This window comes from Rhodohalobacter mucosus (assembly GCF_003150675.1).
GTDB classification, from domain to species: Bacteria; Bacteroidota; Rhodothermia; order Balneolales; family Balneolaceae; genus Rhodohalobacter; species Rhodohalobacter mucosus.
Genome location: NZ_QGGB01000005.1, coordinates 498,874 through 517,931, shown reverse-complemented (window position 1 = coordinate 517,931; position 19,058 = coordinate 498,874). Strand labels below are relative to the sequence as shown.

15 protein-coding genes are annotated in these 19,058 nt (G+C 49.1%); 4 read left to right on the top strand and 11 right to left on the bottom strand.

The features are described from left to right. Positions 1 to 451 precede the first annotated feature (451 nt). The 3 genes from DDZ15_RS07760 to DDZ15_RS07750 form a co-directional block, all read right to left on the bottom strand. Positions 452 to 1,357 carry a hypothetical protein gene (locus DDZ15_RS07760; protein ID WP_109646498.1) on the bottom strand — a complete coding sequence of 302 codons (906 nt, stop codon included), beginning with the start codon at positions 1,355 to 1,357 and terminating at the stop codon, positions 452 to 454. A gap of 119 nt (positions 1,358 to 1,476) precedes the next feature. Beyond that, complete coding sequence (locus DDZ15_RS07755; protein ID WP_109646497.1) at positions 1,477 to 1,848, bottom strand: helix-turn-helix domain-containing protein; 372 nt, start codon at positions 1,846 to 1,848, stop codon at positions 1,477 to 1,479. A 703-nt stretch (positions 1,849 to 2,551) separates the two neighbouring features. After that, entirely contained in the window at positions 2,552 to 6,142 is a 3,591-nt protein-coding gene (locus tag DDZ15_RS07750) for a vitamin B12-dependent ribonucleotide reductase (RefSeq protein WP_109646496.1), read from the bottom strand. A gap of 609 nt (positions 6,143 to 6,751) precedes the next feature. On the opposite strand from DDZ15_RS07750, the gene DDZ15_RS07745 reads away from it, so the two are divergent. Next, complete coding sequence (locus DDZ15_RS07745) at positions 6,752 to 7,534, top strand: acyl-[acyl-carrier-protein] thioesterase (RefSeq protein ID WP_109646495.1); 783 nt, start codon at positions 6,752 to 6,754, stop codon at positions 7,532 to 7,534. On the opposite strand, the gene DDZ15_RS16705 is transcribed toward DDZ15_RS07745, so the two are convergent. The 8 genes from DDZ15_RS16705 to DDZ15_RS07715 form a co-directional block, all read right to left on the bottom strand. Continuing rightward, the gene (locus DDZ15_RS16705; protein ID WP_158278645.1) at positions 7,529 to 7,702 is read right to left on the bottom strand and encodes a hypothetical protein; all 174 of its coding nucleotides are present in this window, start codon (positions 7,700 to 7,702) and stop codon (positions 7,529 to 7,531) included. The two genes, DDZ15_RS07745 and DDZ15_RS16705, sit on opposite strands and share 6 nt — an antisense overlap. After that, the gene (locus tag DDZ15_RS16820; protein ID WP_199222907.1) at positions 7,699 to 7,875 is read right to left on the bottom strand and encodes a hypothetical protein; all 177 of its coding nucleotides are present in this window, start codon (positions 7,873 to 7,875) and stop codon (positions 7,699 to 7,701) included. The genes DDZ15_RS16705 and DDZ15_RS16820 overlap by 4 nt, the downstream gene beginning before the upstream one ends. A gap of 208 nt (positions 7,876 to 8,083) precedes the next feature. Continuing rightward, a complete protein-coding gene (locus DDZ15_RS07740; RefSeq protein WP_109646494.1) occupies positions 8,084 to 8,905 on the bottom strand; it encodes an aldo/keto reductase in 822 nt (273 codons plus the stop codon). 75 nt (positions 8,906 to 8,980) lie between these two features. Continuing rightward, a complete protein-coding gene (locus tag DDZ15_RS07735) occupies positions 8,981 to 11,479 on the bottom strand; it encodes a T9SS type A sorting domain-containing protein (RefSeq protein WP_109646493.1) in 2,499 nt (832 codons plus the stop codon). 84 nt (positions 11,480 to 11,563) lie between these two features. Beyond that, the gene (locus DDZ15_RS07730; RefSeq protein WP_109646492.1) at positions 11,564 to 12,493 is read right to left on the bottom strand and encodes a tetratricopeptide repeat protein; all 930 of its coding nucleotides are present in this window, start codon (positions 12,491 to 12,493) and stop codon (positions 11,564 to 11,566) included. A 77-nt stretch (positions 12,494 to 12,570) separates the two neighbouring features. Next, entirely contained in the window at positions 12,571 to 13,899 is a 1,329-nt protein-coding gene (locus DDZ15_RS07725; protein WP_109646491.1) for a dicarboxylate/amino acid:cation symporter, read from the bottom strand. Further along, positions 13,896 to 14,750, bottom strand: coding sequence for a DUF92 domain-containing protein (locus DDZ15_RS07720; RefSeq protein WP_109646490.1), 855 nt, complete (start codon positions 14,748 to 14,750; stop codon positions 13,896 to 13,898). The genes DDZ15_RS07725 and DDZ15_RS07720 overlap by 4 nt, the downstream gene beginning before the upstream one ends. A gap of 9 nt (positions 14,751 to 14,759) precedes the next feature. Further along, on the bottom strand, positions 14,760 to 15,014 hold the full coding sequence (locus DDZ15_RS07715) for a DUF3098 domain-containing protein (protein WP_109646489.1): 255 nt from the start codon (positions 15,012 to 15,014) through the stop codon (positions 14,760 to 14,762). 217 nt (positions 15,015 to 15,231) lie between these two features. Here DDZ15_RS07715 and DDZ15_RS07710 point away from each other — a divergent pair, with 217 nt between their 5' ends. The 3 genes from DDZ15_RS07710 to DDZ15_RS07700 are packed head-to-tail and all read left to right on the top strand — an operon-like array spanning position 15,232 to position 19,051. Further along, positions 15,232 to 15,846, top strand: coding sequence for a Maf family protein (locus tag DDZ15_RS07710; RefSeq protein ID WP_109646488.1), 615 nt, complete (start codon positions 15,232 to 15,234; stop codon positions 15,844 to 15,846). Continuing rightward, complete coding sequence (locus DDZ15_RS07705; protein WP_109646487.1) at positions 15,843 to 17,780, top strand: tetratricopeptide repeat protein; 1,938 nt, start codon at positions 15,843 to 15,845, stop codon at positions 17,778 to 17,780. Before DDZ15_RS07710 ends, DDZ15_RS07705 begins: the two co-directional genes overlap by 4 nt. Further along, positions 17,777 to 19,051 (top strand): asparagine synthetase B, encoded by a 1,275-nt coding sequence (locus DDZ15_RS07700; protein ID WP_199222906.1) that lies wholly within the window; start codon positions 17,777 to 17,779, stop codon positions 19,049 to 19,051. Before DDZ15_RS07705 ends, DDZ15_RS07700 begins: the two co-directional genes overlap by 4 nt. Positions 19,052 to 19,058 lie beyond the last annotated feature (7 nt).

The following is a 19,058-nucleotide window of genomic DNA, read 5'->3' as shown; positions in this document are numbered from 1 at the left end:
TTGTTAAAAAAATTGCGCAGCAGAAGGAGTATTTTTGATTCATCTAAGGGCGTAGGTCATCTGTTTATGTAAGAATGTTGAGTTCTTGATTTATAACGGTTTGGCAAATAAGCGGCACGGCTAAGTATTTGAGCGTAAGGCACTAACCGCAAACGTGTCCGCTTGATTTGCATTGTTATAACAAAAAAAGCCCAGAATCAGTAAAGAAACCAGGCTTTTTTAAAATTATAATACACGGCTACAATATAAATTTATGTTGCATTGAGTTTATTTTTTATAAAAAGAAAATAAACTGTAAAACCCAAAATTATAGTAGTTATTCCAGAAACAATTGTTGCTTTTAATATACTTAACTCAACATAGTATATATTGATTAAAAGCAAGGCAACAAAAGCAAATATAATTTCTATTATAAAATGAACTTTCATGTCTACGAATATTAAAGTTTTAGTTAAAACCAGCTTAACACAATTGATGCAGCTGATGCTCCCACAGAACCTGCTATACCACCACTTACTGCGCCAGATACGGCTCCAGGCAAAGCACCAACACCTCCTGCTGTTGCTCCGGCAATAGCACCAGCTCTGGCTCCCATTGCACCTCCAACTATTCCACCTCCGATATCTGCTCGAACGTGTGTTCTCCAAGAACTGGATGACGAATTGGCTGTATGCAAACTTTTTGTCATGGAATTTCCGTCATCAAAATGCAGTGCTTCCCAATCGTCATTATTGTATGTCCAGTATTCATTTGAATAATAAGCAGTATAAGCTCCTGTGAACAACGCTATTTTTTCTTCTTCAATTATAGAAGAAGATTGGACAGACATTACGAAATTCTCAATAGAGAAATATAGTTGACTTAAGCTATTATATGAGTCATGAATTTCAGACAATTCAATGACAAAATTTCTTGCAGTTGAAGAAAATTGATTCCATAATGTATCTGGAATCAAGCCTGATGGGTCTGATATTGAATTAGCCGATAATAAGTCAGTGCTTTTATCATTGTCGAATTTTTCATCGACAAAATTAATTGTCGACAAAGATATAACATTAAGATCAATAAGAGGAAGTGTATTAATTTCCTCATCAATGTTACTTGAAAGCACAGATAACTCATTAATTTTATTGATGAGTTTATCGCGATCTCTTAGGATATCTCTATTTTCACTAATGTAATTTTTAATTAAATCTAGCCCTTCATTATGAATTACTCCAACTTTTTCAAAGTCAGCAAAAGATAGTTCGAAATCAGTCTTTTTGTCATCTGTTTGAAAAATATTGCAAGAAACTATGGTTAAGGTTAAAAGTAATACCGTAATTGTAATTGATAAATACTTTCTCATGGTTTTCATAATATTAGTTAATGTTTTAGCATTACACATGTTTTATCCCTGTGCGCCTTTACATTACTTAAAAATTATCAAGTGGATAGAGAAATAAGTATTGAATTTTTTATTGAAAAATGCATCTATTAATTCCTCTGAAAAGCTTTCGTGAATGTAGATGGCTTATCATACCCTACTAAAAATCCGATTTTTGCCTTAGAGAGATTTATTTCATTAGACCTTAATATTAATTTAGCAGCTTGAATCCGATGGCTTGATAAGTATTTCATTGGTGATTTGCCCACATAGTTATTAAATCTAGATGAAATATTTTGTTGTGATATTCTGCATTTTTCTTTCATGTCTTTAACGGTAGTATCTAACTCAAAAAGATTTTCATTAAGATAATTAAGTGCTCTTATAATATCATTAGGCCAATTTTCATTAGGTTTTGTTAAATTCAATTTTTTATACTCTGATAATAGCTTTTGTGCAATCTCTGTATCTTTGTCAAACATTATTTAAATGATGAAATGAATAAGAACTAAAGTTATAACATATATATTAGCAACATTGCTTATGGATGATAATGTCAAAATTTTCATTTTCATACAACTAAATAGAGCTTAAACAGCGAAATCGGTCATAGAATGTTCGATAAGAATCTTTGATAACTGCTTTCAGTTTTGGACTGTTATCGAAGATCTGTTTACAAGGGATTCACCATTTCCGGTTCAGCCAATGAAAAGTATGATGAGCCGCCTTCCTGATTCTCTGAAAAAATGCCGGGCACAGGGCTTATGACTGTAAAACGGGACAAGCCTCTCAAATCCAACCTAATCCGGACCATGCTCTGTGTGTAATTGTGCAGGTTGGTGTTGCAACTATCTCCTGGGTTCTGATTATTGCTCTTATGCAATGATGCTTCAGTCACGTTGCCTGCGGCCGGAGAAACAATTGGCCCGGGAAGTCTCTCATCTCATTCCAATTCAATTCAATAAACATACCATTTCGGTATTGTTGAAACCGAAACGACTCAGAAATTCTGAACCGTTATAGCTGACAGCTGATGGCTGAAAGCTGACGGCTCACAAGCAAATAATAGCCCGACAGGATTTCGTCCCGCCGGGCATGATTTAAACTATTGACATGTCAGTCGTCGTCTGTGTATCCGTTCCCGGTTCCATTCGGGACGGATTTTTTGCTTGGTTGATTGCTAAATCAGGAGCATCCGGTTGTTGACCCGCAGGTAATGCATTTCAAACATGTACCGTTGCGGATCATGGTCATGCTCCCGCACTCGGGGCACGAGTCGCCTGTATAGCCCAGTTGTTTAGCGCGGTCGTAGTCGGACTCCGCTTCGTCGGCAGCCTGTTGCTGCTGCGCCGCTGCGGCGGTCACCTCCTCACTAACCGGCTTCACCTTTTTTTTTGTAACCCGCCGCGCTACCTCTTCAGCAATTTCATCCTCTTCGGAGGGACGCAGTTTGCGGGTCAGAATATCTTCGGGGGCAACGTGGGCCAGGTCTTCACGCTCCAGGTAGGTTACCGCCAGCTCGCGGAAGATGTAGTCGATCACCGAGGTGGTCATCTTCACGTGCGGGCTGCCGCTTACCATGCCGCTCGGCTCAAACTTGGTGAACACAAACGCATCCACAAACTCCTCAAGCGGCACACCGTGCTGCAGGCCGAGGGAGATGGAGATCGCAAAGCAGTTCATCAGGCTTCGGAATGCCGCGCCCTCGCGGTGCATGTCGATAAAGATCTCGCCCAGCTGGCCGTTGTCGTACTCGCCGGTTCGCAGGTACATGCTCTGTCCGCCGATCTTCACCTTCTGCGTGTAGCCGCTTCTGCGGAACGGCAGACGCTGACGGCGCGCCACATACTTGTGGATGATCTTCTCGGCCGTCTGCACCACTTTGTCCTGCGCGGCCGCGGTCATCTCGTCATCCTCCTCCTCGATCTCCTCGAGCACGTCGCTCATCGAGTTGAGCGGCTGACTCAGCTTGGAGCCGTCGCGGTAGAGCGCATTGGCTTTCAGCATGTGCTGCCAGGAGAGCATGTACGCGTCTTTGATGTCCTCAACCGTAGCCTCGTTGGGCAGGTTGATGGTCTTCGAAATGGCGCCGGAGATAAACGGCTGTGCCGCGGCCATCATGTTGATATGGCCTTTCGGAGAGATGTACCGGGTTCCGATGCGTCCGCACTTGTTGGCGCAGTCGAATACGGCCAGGTGCTCGTCCTTCAGGTACGGAGCGCCTTCCACGGTCATCGTGCCGCACACATAGTCGTTGGCTTCCTGGATCTGCTCCCTGGAGAAACCGAGATAGCGCAGCATATCGAAGTTAAAGTCGGAAAGCTGCTCTTCGGTGATACCGAGCACCTCGGTGCAGAACTCTTCGCCCAGGGTCCACTGGTTAAAGGCGAACTTGATGTCGAAGCTTCCGGGCAGGGCCTCTTCAACCGCCTTGATCTTCTCTTCGGTGAATCCTTTCTCACCCAGGCTTTCGGGATTGATATGCGGACAGCCTTCCAGCGATCCGTGACCCTTGGCGTACTTGATAATCTCGTCGATCTCTTTCGGCTTGTAACCCAGGTTCTTGAGAGCAAGCGGCACGCTCTGGTTGATAATCTTGAAGTATCCGCCACCGGCCAGTTTCTTGAACTTCACCAGGGCAAAGTCAGGCTCAATGCCGGTGGTGTCGCAGTCCATCACCAGCCCGATGGTTCCCGTCGGGGCGATCACGGTGACCTGCGCATTGCGGAAGCCGTGCTCCTCGCCCATTTTCACCGCGTTGTCGCTGTCTTCGCGGGCTGCCTTCAGCAGGTAATCGGGACAGAGATTGGCGTCAATTCCTTTCGGTTTGATGGTGAGGTCTTCATACTCTTCGGGAGCTACATTCCAGGCGGCGCGCCGGTGGTTTCGCAGCACGCGCTGCATGTGTTCGCTGTTTCGCTCGTACCCTTCGAAGGTGCCCAGCTCATCGGCCATCTCCGCACTTGTAGCGTACGACTTCATGTGCATCATGGAGGTGATGGCTCCTGCAATGGCGCAGCCGCGCTCACTGTCGTACGGTACGCCCTGCACCATCAGCGCTGCACCCAGGTTGGCATAGCCGAGGCCCAGCGTACGGAAGATGTAGGAGAGCTCCGCGATCTCTTTTGATGGGAACTGCGCCATCAGAACGGAGATCTCGAGGACAACGGTCCAGATGCGTGTGGCGTGACGGATGGAGGCAACATCAAACTCCTTGCCGGTCTCATCCGTAAAATATTTCATCAGGTTGAGCGATGCCAGGTTGCACGCGGTGTTGTCGAGGAACATGTACTCGGAGCACGGGTTGCTCGCCTTGATCTCGCCGTCTTCGGGGCAGGTGTGCCATTCGTTGATGGTGTCGTGATACTGGGTACCGGGGTCGGCGCACGACCATGCCGCATAACCGATCTGATCCCAGAGTTCACGCGCCCGCAGGGTGTGCATCGGCTGCGGATCACGGTTCTCCTCTTTCGCTTTCCGCTTCTCGATGCGGCCGTACAGGTTCCACTCCTTGTCGTCGATCACCGCCTGCATAAAGCTGTTCGGGATGCGAACGGAGTTGTTGGAGTTCTGACCGCTCACCGTATTGTAGGCTTCCGAATTCCAGTCGGTGTCGTAGGTATCAAATTCAAGGTCCGTAAAGCCCTGGGCTGCAAGCTGAATGACGCGCTCGATGTAGTTGAGCGGTACCTGCTCGCGCTTGGCGCTTTTGATGGCCGTTGCCAGCTCCTTGTTTTTAAGCGGATCGCGGCTGATGGCGCCGTTGTACATCTTGCCCTCGATCTCGATCGGCTGGTGGCAAAGGCTGATGATATTCTTCAGGTGCTTCTGTACAACCTTGGAGCCGGCCACGATGGCGGCCACCTTCTGCTCCTCCTTCACCTTCCAGTTGATGTAGGCTTCAATGTCGGGGTGGTCCAGGTCAAGGGTCACCATCTTGGCCGCCCGGCGTGTGGTTCCGCCCGACTTGATGGCGCCGGCTGCACGGTCGCCGATCTTGAGGAAACTCATCAGTCCGGACGATTTACCGCCGCCGCTCAGCTGCTCTCCCTCTCCCCTCAGTGCGGAGAAGTTGGAACCGGTTCCGGAGCCGTACTTGAACAGGCGCGCTTCACGCACCCAGAGATCCATGATGCCGCCTTCGTTCACCAGATCGTCGTCGATGCTCTGGATAAAGCAGGCATGAGGCTGCGGATGGGTGTAGGCATCCTTTGATTTGGTGAGCTTGCCGGTCTTCGCATCTACATAGTAGTGCCCCTGTGCAGGACCGTTGATGCCGTAGGCCCAGTGCAGTCCGGTATTGAACCATTGCGGACTGTTGGGTGCCGCCATCTGGTTGGCCAGCATGTAGCAGAGTTCCGAGTAGAACGCTTTGGCGTCCTCTTCGGATTTAAAATAGTCGTGTTTCCATCCCCAGTAGGTCCAGCACCCTGCCAGTCGGTGGAAAACCTGACGGCTGTCAATTTCATGGGAGTACCGCTCCTCCTCATCCAGTTTCTCAAGTGCTTTGGTATCCGGCTGAGAACGCTGCAGCCATACCGGAACGTCTTTCTCCTTCACCTTTTTCAGCTTCGCAGGTACGCCCGCTTTCCTGAAATATTTTTGCGCGATGATATCCGTGGCAACCTGCGACCAGCTGCTGGGCACGATCACATTCTCCATCTGAAAGATCAGCGAACCGTCAGGATTCTTTATTTCAGATTTTCGCTTTTCAAATTTGATTTTACCATATGGATTCTTCCAGTCAGACTTGGTGTAGAGACGTTCAAATTGCATAAATCGGGTTAACTCTTAAAAGGTGATAAAAATAACGTTTTGGGGAGGGCAAATGGGTGTGCCCGAAGCGTAATATTGTGCCTTGCAATATATCCGAGAGAGCAAGAGACAGCAAGAAAAAAAATGAATACTTTTCCACAAAAAGCCTTAATTATCCACACCGGCTCTTCAGCGCGGCTCAGGGTCAAACTGCAACCTGTTTCACCCTGATGAACGGACACCTTCCAGAGCCCTCCGGCCACTCTTTCAGATCGGGCAGAAAAAGCCTTCAGGGCTCAAAATCCCCTTCAAATGTGCTAAAATCGGGGATTTCGATAAGGGACGTCAGTTATCCACAAATTCCCGATGTTATCCACAAAGCACTGGATCAATACCTTCTATAGCTTAAAAATCATTTCATTTTGAACGTTAATTTAAAGGTGTTTTCCATCTTTATATCCACTCCGGCTTTTCGCCAGGCTCCACTGTGAATCCCATTTTTATCCCCTTATCCGCCTCTCGGTACCTTCAGGAGCCGCTTCAGTCAGCGAACACCTTTTTTCAAGTCGCTTCAAGTTCGTTATTTTCCCCGTCGCACCACCGATCCACTCTTTTTTTATATTAACACCGATGAACCACGACAACTCTCTGCAGCGTGAATACACCGTACCGTTCAAAGTCCGCTCTTATGAAGTGGACGACCGCGGACGGGCAACCACTGCGTCTATCTGCAACTATTTTCAGGAAGCGGCCGGCATTCATGCCGATCATCTGCAGTTCGATATTTCACAGCTCCGTAAAGAGGGGCTCACATGGGTACTCTGGAAAATGAATATTCATCTGTACCGGTACCCTTCGAGGTGGGATGAGGTTATTGTAAAAACACGTCCGTCAGAGGGTGACGGCCTTCGCGCGATGCGGGATTATGAACTGCTCGACCCGGACGGGCAGCGGCTGGCAGCAGCGGTAAGCCAGTGGATGGTGCTCAATCTGAAAACCCGCCGGCCTGTACGTTTACCGGGAGAGATCCTGAAGCTGGGACTTAAAGAACCGTCCCATATCGTCGAGCCCGACAAAAAACCGCTTAAAACAGTTCCTCTCTCACCTGAAGAAGAAACCACGCCGGTTACGTGGGTCGGGAAGCATCATCTTGACATGAACGGGCACGTTAATAATGTGGCGTACATCAGCTGGTTTACCGGCTATCTTTCAGACAGCGCAACCAACGGACGCGCCTGCAGAGAGCTCAACATACAGTATATGGCAGAATGCGTTGAGGGAGACGAGATCTATATCGCACAAAAGGCAGAGCAGGCAGACAGCGGCGTGAACGTATCCCAGACGCTCTACAAAGGTAAAGGTGACGGTGAGAAATTTGAGCCCATTTCTGCCGCAGTTTCTGTCTGGCTATAGGCTTTCATCGTCATCGTCAGACACAATTTTGGGGTCTGACGTCCTGTCCAGTCTGTATGACTCCGGATGATCATACATCTCGCCGAACTCTTTAAAGGTGAAGAACAGGCCGATTCCTACCAGGATAACGACGATAATACCGGATGAAAACAGAAAAGGAATGCTCATAATTTACTCCTGTACTGAATAATTTTAAAATAGGCGCCAAATCCCAGGATAGAGGGGACCCAGATTCCTACAAATAGTCCGGCATCCTGCTGGCCGCTGAACCATAAATAGATCGAGAGGATCATGGATGCAAGTGCCGCAGAGAGTATGAGGTAATCTGATGTTTTAAGCATGTGTGATTCAATTATTAAATGTTGTTCAGTTAATACTATAAAAATCAGATCCGCAATATCGTTCCGCAGCGCCTTGCAGCGGAGTTACGTGACAGGCGCTAAACGGATGCCCGGCGTTGCATGCATATCGCATTCAGCCTGGTCAAAAGACCCTTAAAGCCTTTTTATACAGGTACGTGTAACCCGTTATCGGCACATGCCCGAAGGTTCACGATCCCCAGTCGGGAGCAAAGCTGGGGTTGACGAGGCGCCGGTTTTTTTCAATCTCATCGATCGTTTCAAACTGCTCATCGGTCAGTTCAAAATCATAGATATCAAGATTCTCCTTTAGATGATCTGCACTCGATGCTTTAGGTATGGCAATCACATTTTCCTGCTCAATAAGCCAGCGAAGCGATACCTGTCCGGCAGTTTTGCCATGCTCTTCACCGATTTTTTTGAGCGTTTCATTCTGGAATACCTCACCCTGGGCAAGCGGACTGTAGGCCGTAATCAGAAAATCATGATCGTAGGAATAATCCAGCAGATCGAACTGGGCCAGAAAGGGGTGATATTCAACCTGATTTGTAAAGATCGGTATCCGCAGGTCTTCAACCACTTTACGCGTCAGATCCATTGGGAAATTGCAGATGCCCACGGCTTGTGCCTTGCCTTGATCACGGAGCACCATGAGCGCTTCCAGTGTCTTTTCGAGAGGATACATTTTATTCGGCCAGTGGATCAGCAATAGGTCGACATAGGGGGTTTGAAGCGCCCTCAGGCTGTCTTCCACCGTCTGAAGCACATCATCGTGTTCCAGGTTGGTGTGCCATACCTTGGTTGCCAGAAACAGGTCCCCGCGGTCCACTTTTGAAGAACGGATCGCATCCCCGATCTCCTGTTCGTTTTTATACATTTGAGCCGTATCGATATGCCTGTAGCCCAAATTAATTGCTTCAGTAACGACCCTCTTGCATTCTTTTCCGTAAAGTTTATAAGTACCAAGCCCTATTTCAGGGATATCTAACCCCTGAGCTGTTTTAAACTGCATTGAAGAGTAAAATAGTAATTGAGTTTGAAATTAAATGACGATGTGATATTACATCCGTAAGATTCAGGTTTCTTCTTACTTAATCAATGTTATTTTTCGGGTAAATACCTGATTTCCGGACTCAAGCTGAACTATATAGATTCCGCTTGGCATGTCGGATGCATTCCATGTTGCTGTATGCTCTCCGGCGCTCATTACTTCATCGACCAGCGTAGCCACCTGCTGCCCTACAACATTGTAGACCCCGATCTTTATCTGCCGGTTATCCGGTATAAAATAGACAATATTTGTGGCCGGATTAAACGGATTCGGATAATTCTGCCTCAGTTCAACGCTTCCCGGCTGCTCAGCCTCTTCCTGCAACCCCAATGGCGACTCATATGGACTGATCAAAATACTGAACCGGTCGTCTGACTGCGGCGGCAGCTGCAATACGCTAACCGGTGAGCTTCCCTCAGCATCTTCATCTGTAACAATAAGATCCCCGGCTGCGTGCCTGTACCGGTAACTGGACTGCCCGCGCATATCGATCTGCTGGCCCGTAAAGCGGTCTGTTAGCGTAATCTCCCATTCGTCGGGTATTTCATCTGTCAGCGACCATCTTAATACCGTCTGCATACTGCGCTTTGTTGAACGGAGATCTGCGCTTATCCTGTAATCCTGAGAAGGCTCAAATGGAAGGTGGGTAAAACTGTTTCCCTGCTGGTTGCTTTCCGCATTCCTCAGATAAAAGAGCGAGATCTCCTTGTCACCGGCGGACTGAACATCTGCTGAGAGCGGCAGAAGTTTCGGCAGGTCGTACCTTCGGCCTGATTCGGTCCAGTAGCCGGGCATAAACGTAAGATAACTTTGATCCCGGAGTATTTCGCTGCTACCGTCTTCCTCGTACAAGCTGAATGTAATCATTCTCTCAAGCGGCGCTCTCGAGGCTGTACCCGTCCTGGCCTCCAGAGGCTGCGGCACATTCTCATTGATGATCATTGCATTCCAGCTGTTGAGTTCGACATCATCAGAGTAGATTACATCAAACCGTTCTTTATCCGGATCCCAAACCTGTACTGCGGGCACAACCGGCTGACTAAATTCATTTATCAGTCCGGAAAGCGTGAGTCCCGTAACAGGCGGAAGCGTCAGAAAGGAGTAAGCACTGTTTCCCTCTGCGGTTTTTAGCGGCCCTCCGGAGTAGAGTGCGGCAGCCGACTCTTCAGCAAAAAGTCGAATCTGCTGAGCGGTTTGCCCTGACCGGAAAAGGTAGGGCTGCCCGGGAAGCATGTCACCGGGCCTTACAGCTTCACCATCAAGGTTCAGGATTTGCGCTTCGGTATACAGCAACCGGTTCATACTTTCGGGCAGCAAACCGGGTATGGATGCAAGATATGGATGACCTGCCTCCAGCATAGTGGAAAAGTGACGCACGGAATTGCCACGGTACCCGGGCGACCCGTTCATCCCGTTACCCAGGTCAGACATCGACGAATTGAAGTCCTGCATGCTGGAATATCCATCAAAACCGCTGATCGTCCGGCCCAGCTCTACGGAAGAGAAGGGTTCGGAGATATCGTAAGCGGCCCTGGCCGCCTCCTCGCCGCCCATATAAAGTTCAATAAAACCGCTGCCTGAGCTCAGAATGCGTCCATAGTAAAGGTAGCGGGGTGTCGATTCCAGGATCGGCTCCATTCCCGATTCGGCGAGAACATAGTAACTGTAGGGTTTTACCTCCTCGTCTCGCTGTACCACAAACGAATTGTCACCCGAGCGGACGCTGAGGCCTGTCAGCGATACACTGCTCGCGGTGGGATTATAGAGCTCAATATATTCGGAGCCATTCTGGTCGGGCCCGGCAAAAATTTCGGTAATAATCAGGCTGCCCGGCTCGAGCGGTTCGGAAACGGTTGTCTCCGCCCGTACTTCTATCGCCTGGATCACAAGAGGCAATGGTGTGCCGGGCGCAGAATCCAGAACCCATCTGAATTCAATTGAATCCCCCTGCCGGGTATAGATATTGTCGATGGTTGTCTGAATGGAGAACGATTGCCATTCATCGGGTCCGTCAGACGACAAATCCGAGAGCCTCGTTTTGCTGCCGGCCACATCCAGCCACGGACGGGTTCCCGTTTTCACCTGGAGGGTCAGCTCTCCCCTCATTTCGTCATTTGCGCGGTAGAGAAAATCGAAAGCGGCATTGAGTCCGGACAGGGCATAGTCCGTTTCGTTTATAAGGGGAAGGTATGCATATACATTGTTATCTGTGGCAGTGCCTGACGGATTGAGCGCAGATACCGCAACCCTGCCGTTTGCCAGCTCCAGGTAGAAGTAAGGCGGGAGTTCCGCTTGCCGGGCCGGGCCGTTCACATTTACATAGCTTAAGGACGCATCGGCTTTCGCCATGTCATCAACCGAAAGCACGGCCCTTCCGTTATCCGTCATCGTCTCACCCAGAGTAAACGACACCCGGAACAGCGATGCATCGGTGAGAGCAACCTGTGCCTGTAAGTTCCCTGAAAAAAAGATCGATAAAAGGACCGTAGTCAGTGCAGCTATACGTGTAAAACTGAACGGTAGCATTACCCCCATAGGCGATTTTCTGTAGTGAAAAATACCATATGTGATTTAATAAAAAACCGACAAAAATTGAACCTTTCAGAGCGTTTTCTAATGTTAATCAGCCATGCCCGATAACTCACGAATCTTTTCACTGCTGAGGCTTCGTATTCTGCCGAAACCGCTGTTATTCATCTGAGTAACATCTTCGTAAAACGCGATCGCCTGATCAATGTTGCCGGCATTCTCATGAATTTCAGCCGTTTTATACCTGAATATGATATTTCCGGGAAATTCATTGGTCAGCTTCTCTGCATATTCAAGCGATTCATTAAATCTCTCCTCCTTGTTGTAGAGGTACATAAGCATCATTTTGGCGTCGATGCTTACGTGGCTGTCACTTTCGGCCGCCCTTTTCAGTTCATCAAATCCCTGTTCCGCATCCGCCCTGAACCCAACCATGTTGCTTGCCCACCGCATTTCTCGCGGTATGCTTCCCACCATGTAATAGAACATGCCGCGTCCGATCCGGGCATCCGGACGATCGGAGCCCAGCGAGAGCAACTTGCGCGTGAAGTTAAATCCTGCAAGACCGCTGCTGATAGCAACCCGGTATTCACTCTCCCCTGCAGCTACAAGACTGCGGTAGCCGTGCAGTCCGCTGAGCAAAAGCACCATTGTTGTATCGCTTGGCTGGCGGTCTAACTGCTGTTCGCTCAGCTTGACGGCTACTTCGGACTCTTCCAGAAACTCTGCCGCATTTTCCGGCGTCTGTTCAATAAAAAAATACTCCCAGAACGGCATCATGGACGAAAAAAACCAGGGCATCGGGTCGTCGGGGTGTTCCTTCTTAAGCTCGCTGAAAACGGAATCTGCCGTTTGCCAGTCTGTTCTGTAAAAGGCATCCACGCCTTCATTAAATCTGCTGTCGGCTAGCAGAGTGGTTGTGCTGTCTGATGGTGTTGATTCATGCTGCGCAGTGATCGCTGCGGAGCTTTCAACACCGCCGGCAAACAGCAGTAATCCAAGAACTACAGTAGGTAACATACGTGTAAAAACCGGTTTGATCAGATAATTGGATTTAAGATATCAGGTAGTGATAACTCCTGAAGAGCTCACTTGTTTCATTCATCGTCAGGAAATTCATCTTCTTCATCGAAGTGGAGAGCTCCCAGTTTACCTTCCGTATGGGCAACTGCAACAGATACCGCCGCATCACCGGTGATATTTACGGCCGTACGTATCATGTCCAGAATTCTGTCGACACCCAGTATCAGCGCTATTCCCTCAACGGGCACTTGTATGGCCTGAAGTACGATAACCAGCATGATAATTCCGGCGCCCGGCACCCCGGCTGCCCCGATCGATGCAAGTGTGGCGGTTATTACAATGGTTAGCTGCTGGGCGATCGATAAATCCATGCCCAGAGCCTGTGCAATAAATACGGCCGCCACCGCCTGGTAGAGGCTCGTGCCGTCCATATTGATGGTGGCTCCCACGGGCAGTACAAAACTGGAGACCTCTTCTTCAACGCCCAGGTTCTTTTCCACTCTCTCCATGGTAACCGGCAGGGTGGCTGCACTCGAACTGGTACTGAACCCAAGAAGTACAGCAGGCTGTATGGCCTTGAAAAAGTCACGCAGCTTCATCTTGCTGAACACTTTGAAGAGACTTGAGTAAACAATCAGCACGTGAAGAAAAAGCCCGATCACTACCGCCAGACAGTACCAGCCCAAGGCACTCAGCAAATTCAGCGCCTGCCCCAGGTCATCGCCCGCCAGATCAACAATGACAACCGCCATAAGTGCAAATACACCATAGGGAGCCGTTTTCATAATGAGGTCCACGATCTTGATGATCACTTCATTCAGCGAATCAAACACATTGATAAGCGGTTCCCCCTTCTGTAAGGGGATGTTGACAATACCAAGCCCCAATAGAATCGCCACAAACACGACCTGAAGCATATTCCCGTTGTCGGATGCGGCCTCAAAGAAATTTTCCGGCACAATATCGACGATAAACTGCAGGTTACCGCGATCAAGGACTTCCTGAGCGGCCTCACCCCTGTCGCCCACATCCTGCGTATAACTCTCCATCAGGCTGGTCCGCGTCTCCAGCGGCAGGGTTTTGCCCGGCTGCATCACATTCACCACGGTAAGCCCGATCACAATAGCCAGGGTTGTCGTGATCATATAAATTCCGATCGTTTTACCCCCCATCCTGGACAGTTTAGACATATCATTCAGGTTGGAAATACCCACAACCAGTGATGCAAGAACAAGCGGAATGGCGATCAATTTCAGAAGTGTGACAAAAATATCTCCGAACGGCCTGATATACTCGCTGGTGAACTCATTGAGCCCCGCAACGCTTGAAAATAACCCCCAGATCAGACCCAGCACAAGGCCGATAATAATTTGCCAATGAAGTTTTTTATACCACTTCTTCATAAAGAGATGATGTTTAGGATTATGAGTGTGAGAAGACCTCCGGTTCCGGTGGCAACCCAGTTTACTAAATTGTTCCGCTGTACTTGCGGAGATCTGGAGAAATGCCCGCCAGACTCCTCAAGCTCGTTCTCTTCCCTGTTCTGATACACAGCGCCAACCATTGAATCGATCAGAGACCCGAGAAAGCCGGATACAAATACGATGGTCGCCGTTATAACGATATACCCGAACACGGGAAGAATAAAGAGTGCCGTCGAAAAACTGCCCAGCAGTGCAGCCAAAATGCCTTTGAAACTGATGCCGCCATCCGTTCCGGGCTCAACAAGCCTGAAGGTATCGATACGGCGGGTTTTTCCGGGGCGGATGGTGCCTATCTCCGTCGCCCAGGTATCGGATGTTGCGGCGGCAATGACCGCAAGTGAAGCAATCCAGAACGTGTCTATACCGGTAAGAAACCAGACTGTTACAAATGTGGCAAGCCAGAAGCCATTGGCCCAAACCTGGAATCCGTCTCTCCTGTAGTCAGGCGCAGACGTGGTTCCGGGAGTAAAGTCGAGTTCCTCTTCAGGATTCAGCCGTTTCCGAAGCATGGAGAGCAGGCTGCTGCTCAGGAAAAAGTATATCAGTGCAAGTGCAAGCCACCATCCCCCGAACCCCAGGGTAACCGTACCCAGTATGATCACGGGTTTTACGGCGTCAAGTGTAATCCACTTCAGCAGAAAAGCCAGGTATGCAATAACCATGGACAGGCCAAGGCCGGTCAGAATCATCAGATGATCGTTGGCTCTCCCCTCCATGATGAACAGGTAGATAATCAGTAAACCGAAAAAATAGTTGGTCAGTCGGTCCAAGAATCAGAATCAGGTGGTAGCGTTTTCGGATGGCTCGTCAAGCTTGTGGTCTTTTTTCAATATGGCATAAATTACGGTAATGTAACCGGCCAGGATAACCACGGGCGAAATATAAAGGGATATCAGTCCATATACTTCATTTTCAAGTTTCATTGCCGTAAAGCCGGCGGCTATCAGCATAACGCCGAGTCCAATCAATTTATAGTTGAGAGGAGAAAAGAGCATCGGTTTGGCATCCTGATTTTTGGTTTTCCTGGCTGACATGGTATCCGTTTGATCTGTTACTTATTGCCCGGCAGCAGTCGATTCTCCGCGAACGGCACCGGAATTCATTTTAAGACATTCCGCCTGCAGATATCTGCAGGCACTAACTGCAAAAGCAGTGACTGGAATAAATTCTGTTTACTGATGGTCAACGATTCGTTAAGTTATTCAATTCTTTGAATAACAGAAAAAATTCATCTGTAACGTCAGGCATTTTATGAAAATCATACTTGCATCGGCAAGCCCCAGGCGGGCTCAGCTATTCAGGCAGATGAACCTTGAGTTTGAAACAGACCCCTCCGGTCTGGATGAAGTGATTGACCCGGCCCTCGCTCCCTCCGACATCGTCATCTCTTTGGCGGAACAGAAAGGCAGGGATGTCTCAGCCCGGCATCAAAACTCGCTGGTAATAGCCGCAGACACAATTGTGGTGGCAGGCTCCGATATTCTGGGGAAACCCGTCTCTGAAAAAGAAGCAGCAGAGATGCTGTCCGGGCTTTCCGGCAGCACGCACGAGGTGTTCAGCGGAGTCTGGGCAGGGACGCTTGGACATAACGGTGCAATCGAATACTCCTTTTCTCTGTTTGAGAGAACAAAAGTAACCTTTTCACCGTTAACGCAGGAAGAGATCGCTTTCTATGTACAAACCGGCAGTCCGATGGATAAAGCAGGCGCATACGGGATACAGGATGATCTTGGAGCCCTCTTCATACGTGAAATTTCAGGCGATTATTACAATGTGGTAGGTTTCCCGATGAACGCTTTCTACCAAAAATTAAAGGCGGAGATGCCTGCTGTTCATAAAGAGATATTTTTGCATCTGATAACATGAAAACCCTTACACCCAAAACGGCACTTGCAGTTGTTCTGCTGCTCCTTACAGCCACCGGCCTGCAGGCCAGGCAGGATACCGGGTCTGATTTTCAGCAGGCTAACCGCCTGATGCAGCAGGAAAATTATGATGAGGCCTTGCCTATCATGAGAAGCCTGCACCAAAGCAATCCGGATGCATTCATCTTTTTTGACCGCTATATCGAGTGCCTGGTTGCACTGAACAGACTGGATGAAGCGGAGGAAACGGCACGCGGACAGCTCGAAAACGATCGCCTGAGGCTTCAGCCCTCACTGCGGCTGGCTGAAATTTTGCATATGAAAGGCGAAAAAGAGGAGTCTTTCTCTATCTGGAACCGGGTTCTGGAAGAGAATCCGAAAGACATTCAGACCTACTATTCCGTGGCATCGTCCATGAAGAACCGGCGGGAGTACGGCAGCGCCGCCGAAACGTATCTTGCAGCGAGGGAGGAGATGCAAAACCCCACTCTTTTCCTCAACGAACTGGCAAACAGCTATATGCAGGCCGGCCGGTTCGAAGAAGCCGTAAAAGAGTTTTTTCGCCTCGTGATCGAAAATCCTGACCAGATAGCGATGGTGCAGCAGCGTTTTTTGAGGAGCCGTGACCAGAGCCTCTACCAGATCGCGGCAATGGAGCTTGAGGATATGCTTCTCGAGGCAGACATCACAACCACTTCATACTCCCAGCTTTATCAGCTGCTCACATGGTTCCTGCTGGAAACCTCTGAATATGAGAGGGCACTTAACTTTGCCAGGTATTATGAAGAGCAAACATCCTACACCATCTATTCACTCATGTCGCTCGGCCATCAGCTGAAGTCTGCCGGACAGTATGAGTATGCCGCAGAAGCCTACACGTATTATGCTGAAAATGACACCGGCATCAACAGGTTCCGTTCGATGGAGGAACTGGCCTTTACCTACTATCAGTGGAGCCGTGATCTCCGGCAAAATAACACTGCGGTTGCACAGATGGTTGAAGAACGTACCATGCGCGCATACCAGACCGCCGCTGCGCTCATTGAAGATGCACCAAACTATGACCGGGCCGACAGGGTTTTTGCGCTGCTGATCGATATCTCCCTCGATCAATTTAAGGATCAATCGCTGGCAAGTGAATGGTACAACAGAATGACCGGGGTTGTTGAACCCGACGACGACTATGCCTACTATGCCGAGGGCCGAATTGCATTGTTTGAAAAGGATTACATAAAAGCGCGTCAGGCGCTCACCCGGGCCGACCGCAATACAGAATCATCCGATTTATCCGAACGGGCGCGGTATTATCTTGGGCTGGCCGATTTTTTTGCGGGCGATTTCGAGTTTGCGGAAATTCAGCTGCGGACGCTGGAGCGCCGTTATACGTCTTTTTATGCAAATGACGCCGTAAAACTGCGTATGTGGATTAAAAACGGTATCCGTGCCGACTCAACCGGTTCGCTTCTTGCCTCGCTGGGAAAATCGATGCACGCTTTCCACTCAGGCGAATACAAAGAGGGGCTTTCCGTTATTGAGCCTGTTCTTGCAGTTCCCGGCAATCCACTGGCCGACGACCTTGTGGCTGAACTATCAACGCTGCTCCCTGCGGAGTACGATCCGCTTACGCTTTTGCTTCTGGAGCGGCAGATTGAATCACGGCCCTACTCACCGCTTCTGGAAAAAATGATGTGGGATCGCGCGCTCATTGCGGAACAGCTTCTTGACCGCTTGATAGCAGAATCTATTCCGGAGCCGCCCTTTTTATACGATTTTATGCAAACCTCATACCGCGACCGCCTCAACCGGATCTCATCACAACTGACGCCCCAATATGTTGCGAACCTCTATGAGGAGCTGGTCATCAGGTATCCGGATGGCCTCTATTCATCCTACGCCAGGGAAAAACTCCAGACTTTTGAATCCATAGCGTTATGAACACACTGAAGCGAATTTTTCTTTTCACTCTGTTCACTGTTTTCTTTGCAGCCGGCTTGCTCGCACAGAGCCGTGTCCTTATTCCCATGGATGCCACTCAGACCAATCACCTCAAGGCGTATGGAATTATCTTTAACCACCTTGGTGAGGGAGAAACCGGACAGTGGCTGCTCAACTACAGGGGCGGCAGTTTCCTGACGACCAACACGGCGGATATTGTTCGCAAAGCCCGCGTCAGGAATGTGCGAATCGATGTGATATCCGAGCTTGATGCTGCAGGTATCGTGAATGAAGTGGAACAGCCGAATGTGAACATGGCAGCCATCAATCTGGAGGCAGCTCCATCCATTGCCGTCTATACCCCGCCCGATGCCCTGCCCTGGGATGATGCGGTGGTGCTTGCACTCGATTATGCCGAGATCCCCTACGATCGCCTCTACGATGAGGAAGTGCTTCGGGGCGATCTGGAGCAGTACGACTGGCTGCACCTTCACCATGAAGATTTTACGGGACAGCACGGCAAGTTCTGGTCCATTTACAGGAATGCTCCCTGGTATATCAGCAGCGTACAGAAGCTGGAACAGCTTGCGGAGAGCCTGAACTACGACTCCGTCAAAGAGCTGAAGCTCGATGTGGTCTACGAGATACGCGATTTTGTTGGCAACGGCGGATTTATGTTTGCGATGTGCTCAGGCACCGATACGTTCGATATTGCCCTTGCGGCAGCGGCACTCAATATTGTACCGCCTGAAATCGGTGGAACCGCCCTGTCTGCCGATATCAATGAGAGGCTGGACTTCACCTCCACATTTGCTTTTGAAAACTTTGAAGTTTTTCTGGATCCCTACCTTTACGAGCACTCCTCCATTGACATCGAAGTGGATATCAACCGAATCAGTGAGAGCCTGGATTACTTTACGCTGTTCGATTTTTCAGCCAAATGGGATCCTGTTCCCACCATGCTTACACAGAATCATGTGAGCAGCATCCGTGGATTTTACGGTCAGGCAACCGCCTTCCAAAGCAACACTGTGAAGAACAGTGTGGTTGTGCTGGCTGAATCGCCGGGGCGCAATCAGGTAAAGTACCTGCATGGCAATCACGGTCAGGGTACATTTACATTCTATGGAGGACACGACCCCGAAGACTATACGCACAGAGTGGGCGATGCACCTACGGATCTGAGCCTGCACACCAGCAGTCCAGGATACAGACTGATTTTAAACAATGTTTTATTCCCCGCAGCAGAGAAAAAGAAACGCAAAACCTGACAGACGA

What these genes read in the sequence shown, in the direction of transcription:
- DDZ15_RS07760 (WP_109646498.1), bottom strand. Translation starts at nt 1,357, where the DNA reads ATGAAAACCATGAGAAAGTATTTATCAATTACAATTACGGTATTACTT.
- DDZ15_RS07755 (WP_109646497.1), bottom strand. Translation starts at nt 1,848, where the DNA reads ATGTTTGACAAAGATACAGAGATTGCACAAAAGCTATTATCAGAGTAT.
- DDZ15_RS07750 (WP_109646496.1), bottom strand. Translation starts at nt 6,142, where the DNA reads ATGCAATTTGAACGTCTCTACACCAAGTCTGACTGGAAGAATCCATAT.
- DDZ15_RS07745 (WP_109646495.1), top strand. Translation starts at nt 6,752, where the DNA reads ATGAACCACGACAACTCTCTGCAGCGTGAATACACCGTACCGTTCAAA.
- DDZ15_RS16705 (WP_158278645.1), bottom strand. Translation starts at nt 7,702, where the DNA reads ATGAGCATTCCTTTTCTGTTTTCATCCGGTATTATCGTCGTTATCCTG.
- DDZ15_RS16820 (WP_199222907.1), bottom strand. Translation starts at nt 7,875, where the DNA reads ATGCTTAAAACATCAGATTACCTCATACTCTCTGCGGCACTTGCATCC.
- DDZ15_RS07740 (WP_109646494.1), bottom strand. Translation starts at nt 8,905, where the DNA reads ATGCAGTTTAAAACAGCTCAGGGGTTAGATATCCCTGAAATAGGGCTT.
- DDZ15_RS07735 (WP_109646493.1), bottom strand. Translation starts at nt 11,479, where the DNA reads ATGGGGGTAATGCTACCGTTCAGTTTTACACGTATAGCTGCACTGACT.
- DDZ15_RS07730 (WP_109646492.1), bottom strand. Translation starts at nt 12,493, where the DNA reads ATGTTACCTACTGTAGTTCTTGGATTACTGCTGTTTGCCGGCGGTGTT.
- DDZ15_RS07725 (WP_109646491.1), bottom strand. Translation starts at nt 13,899, where the DNA reads ATGAAGAAGTGGTATAAAAAACTTCATTGGCAAATTATTATCGGCCTT.
- DDZ15_RS07715 (WP_109646489.1), bottom strand. Translation starts at nt 15,014, where the DNA reads ATGTCAGCCAGGAAAACCAAAAATCAGGATGCCAAACCGATGCTCTTT.
- DDZ15_RS07710 (WP_109646488.1), top strand. Translation starts at nt 15,232, where the DNA reads ATGAAAATCATACTTGCATCGGCAAGCCCCAGGCGGGCTCAGCTATTC.
- DDZ15_RS07705 (WP_109646487.1), top strand. Translation starts at nt 15,843, where the DNA reads ATGAAAACCCTTACACCCAAAACGGCACTTGCAGTTGTTCTGCTGCTC.
- DDZ15_RS07700 (WP_199222906.1), top strand. Translation starts at nt 17,777, where the DNA reads ATGAACACACTGAAGCGAATTTTTCTTTTCACTCTGTTCACTGTTTTC.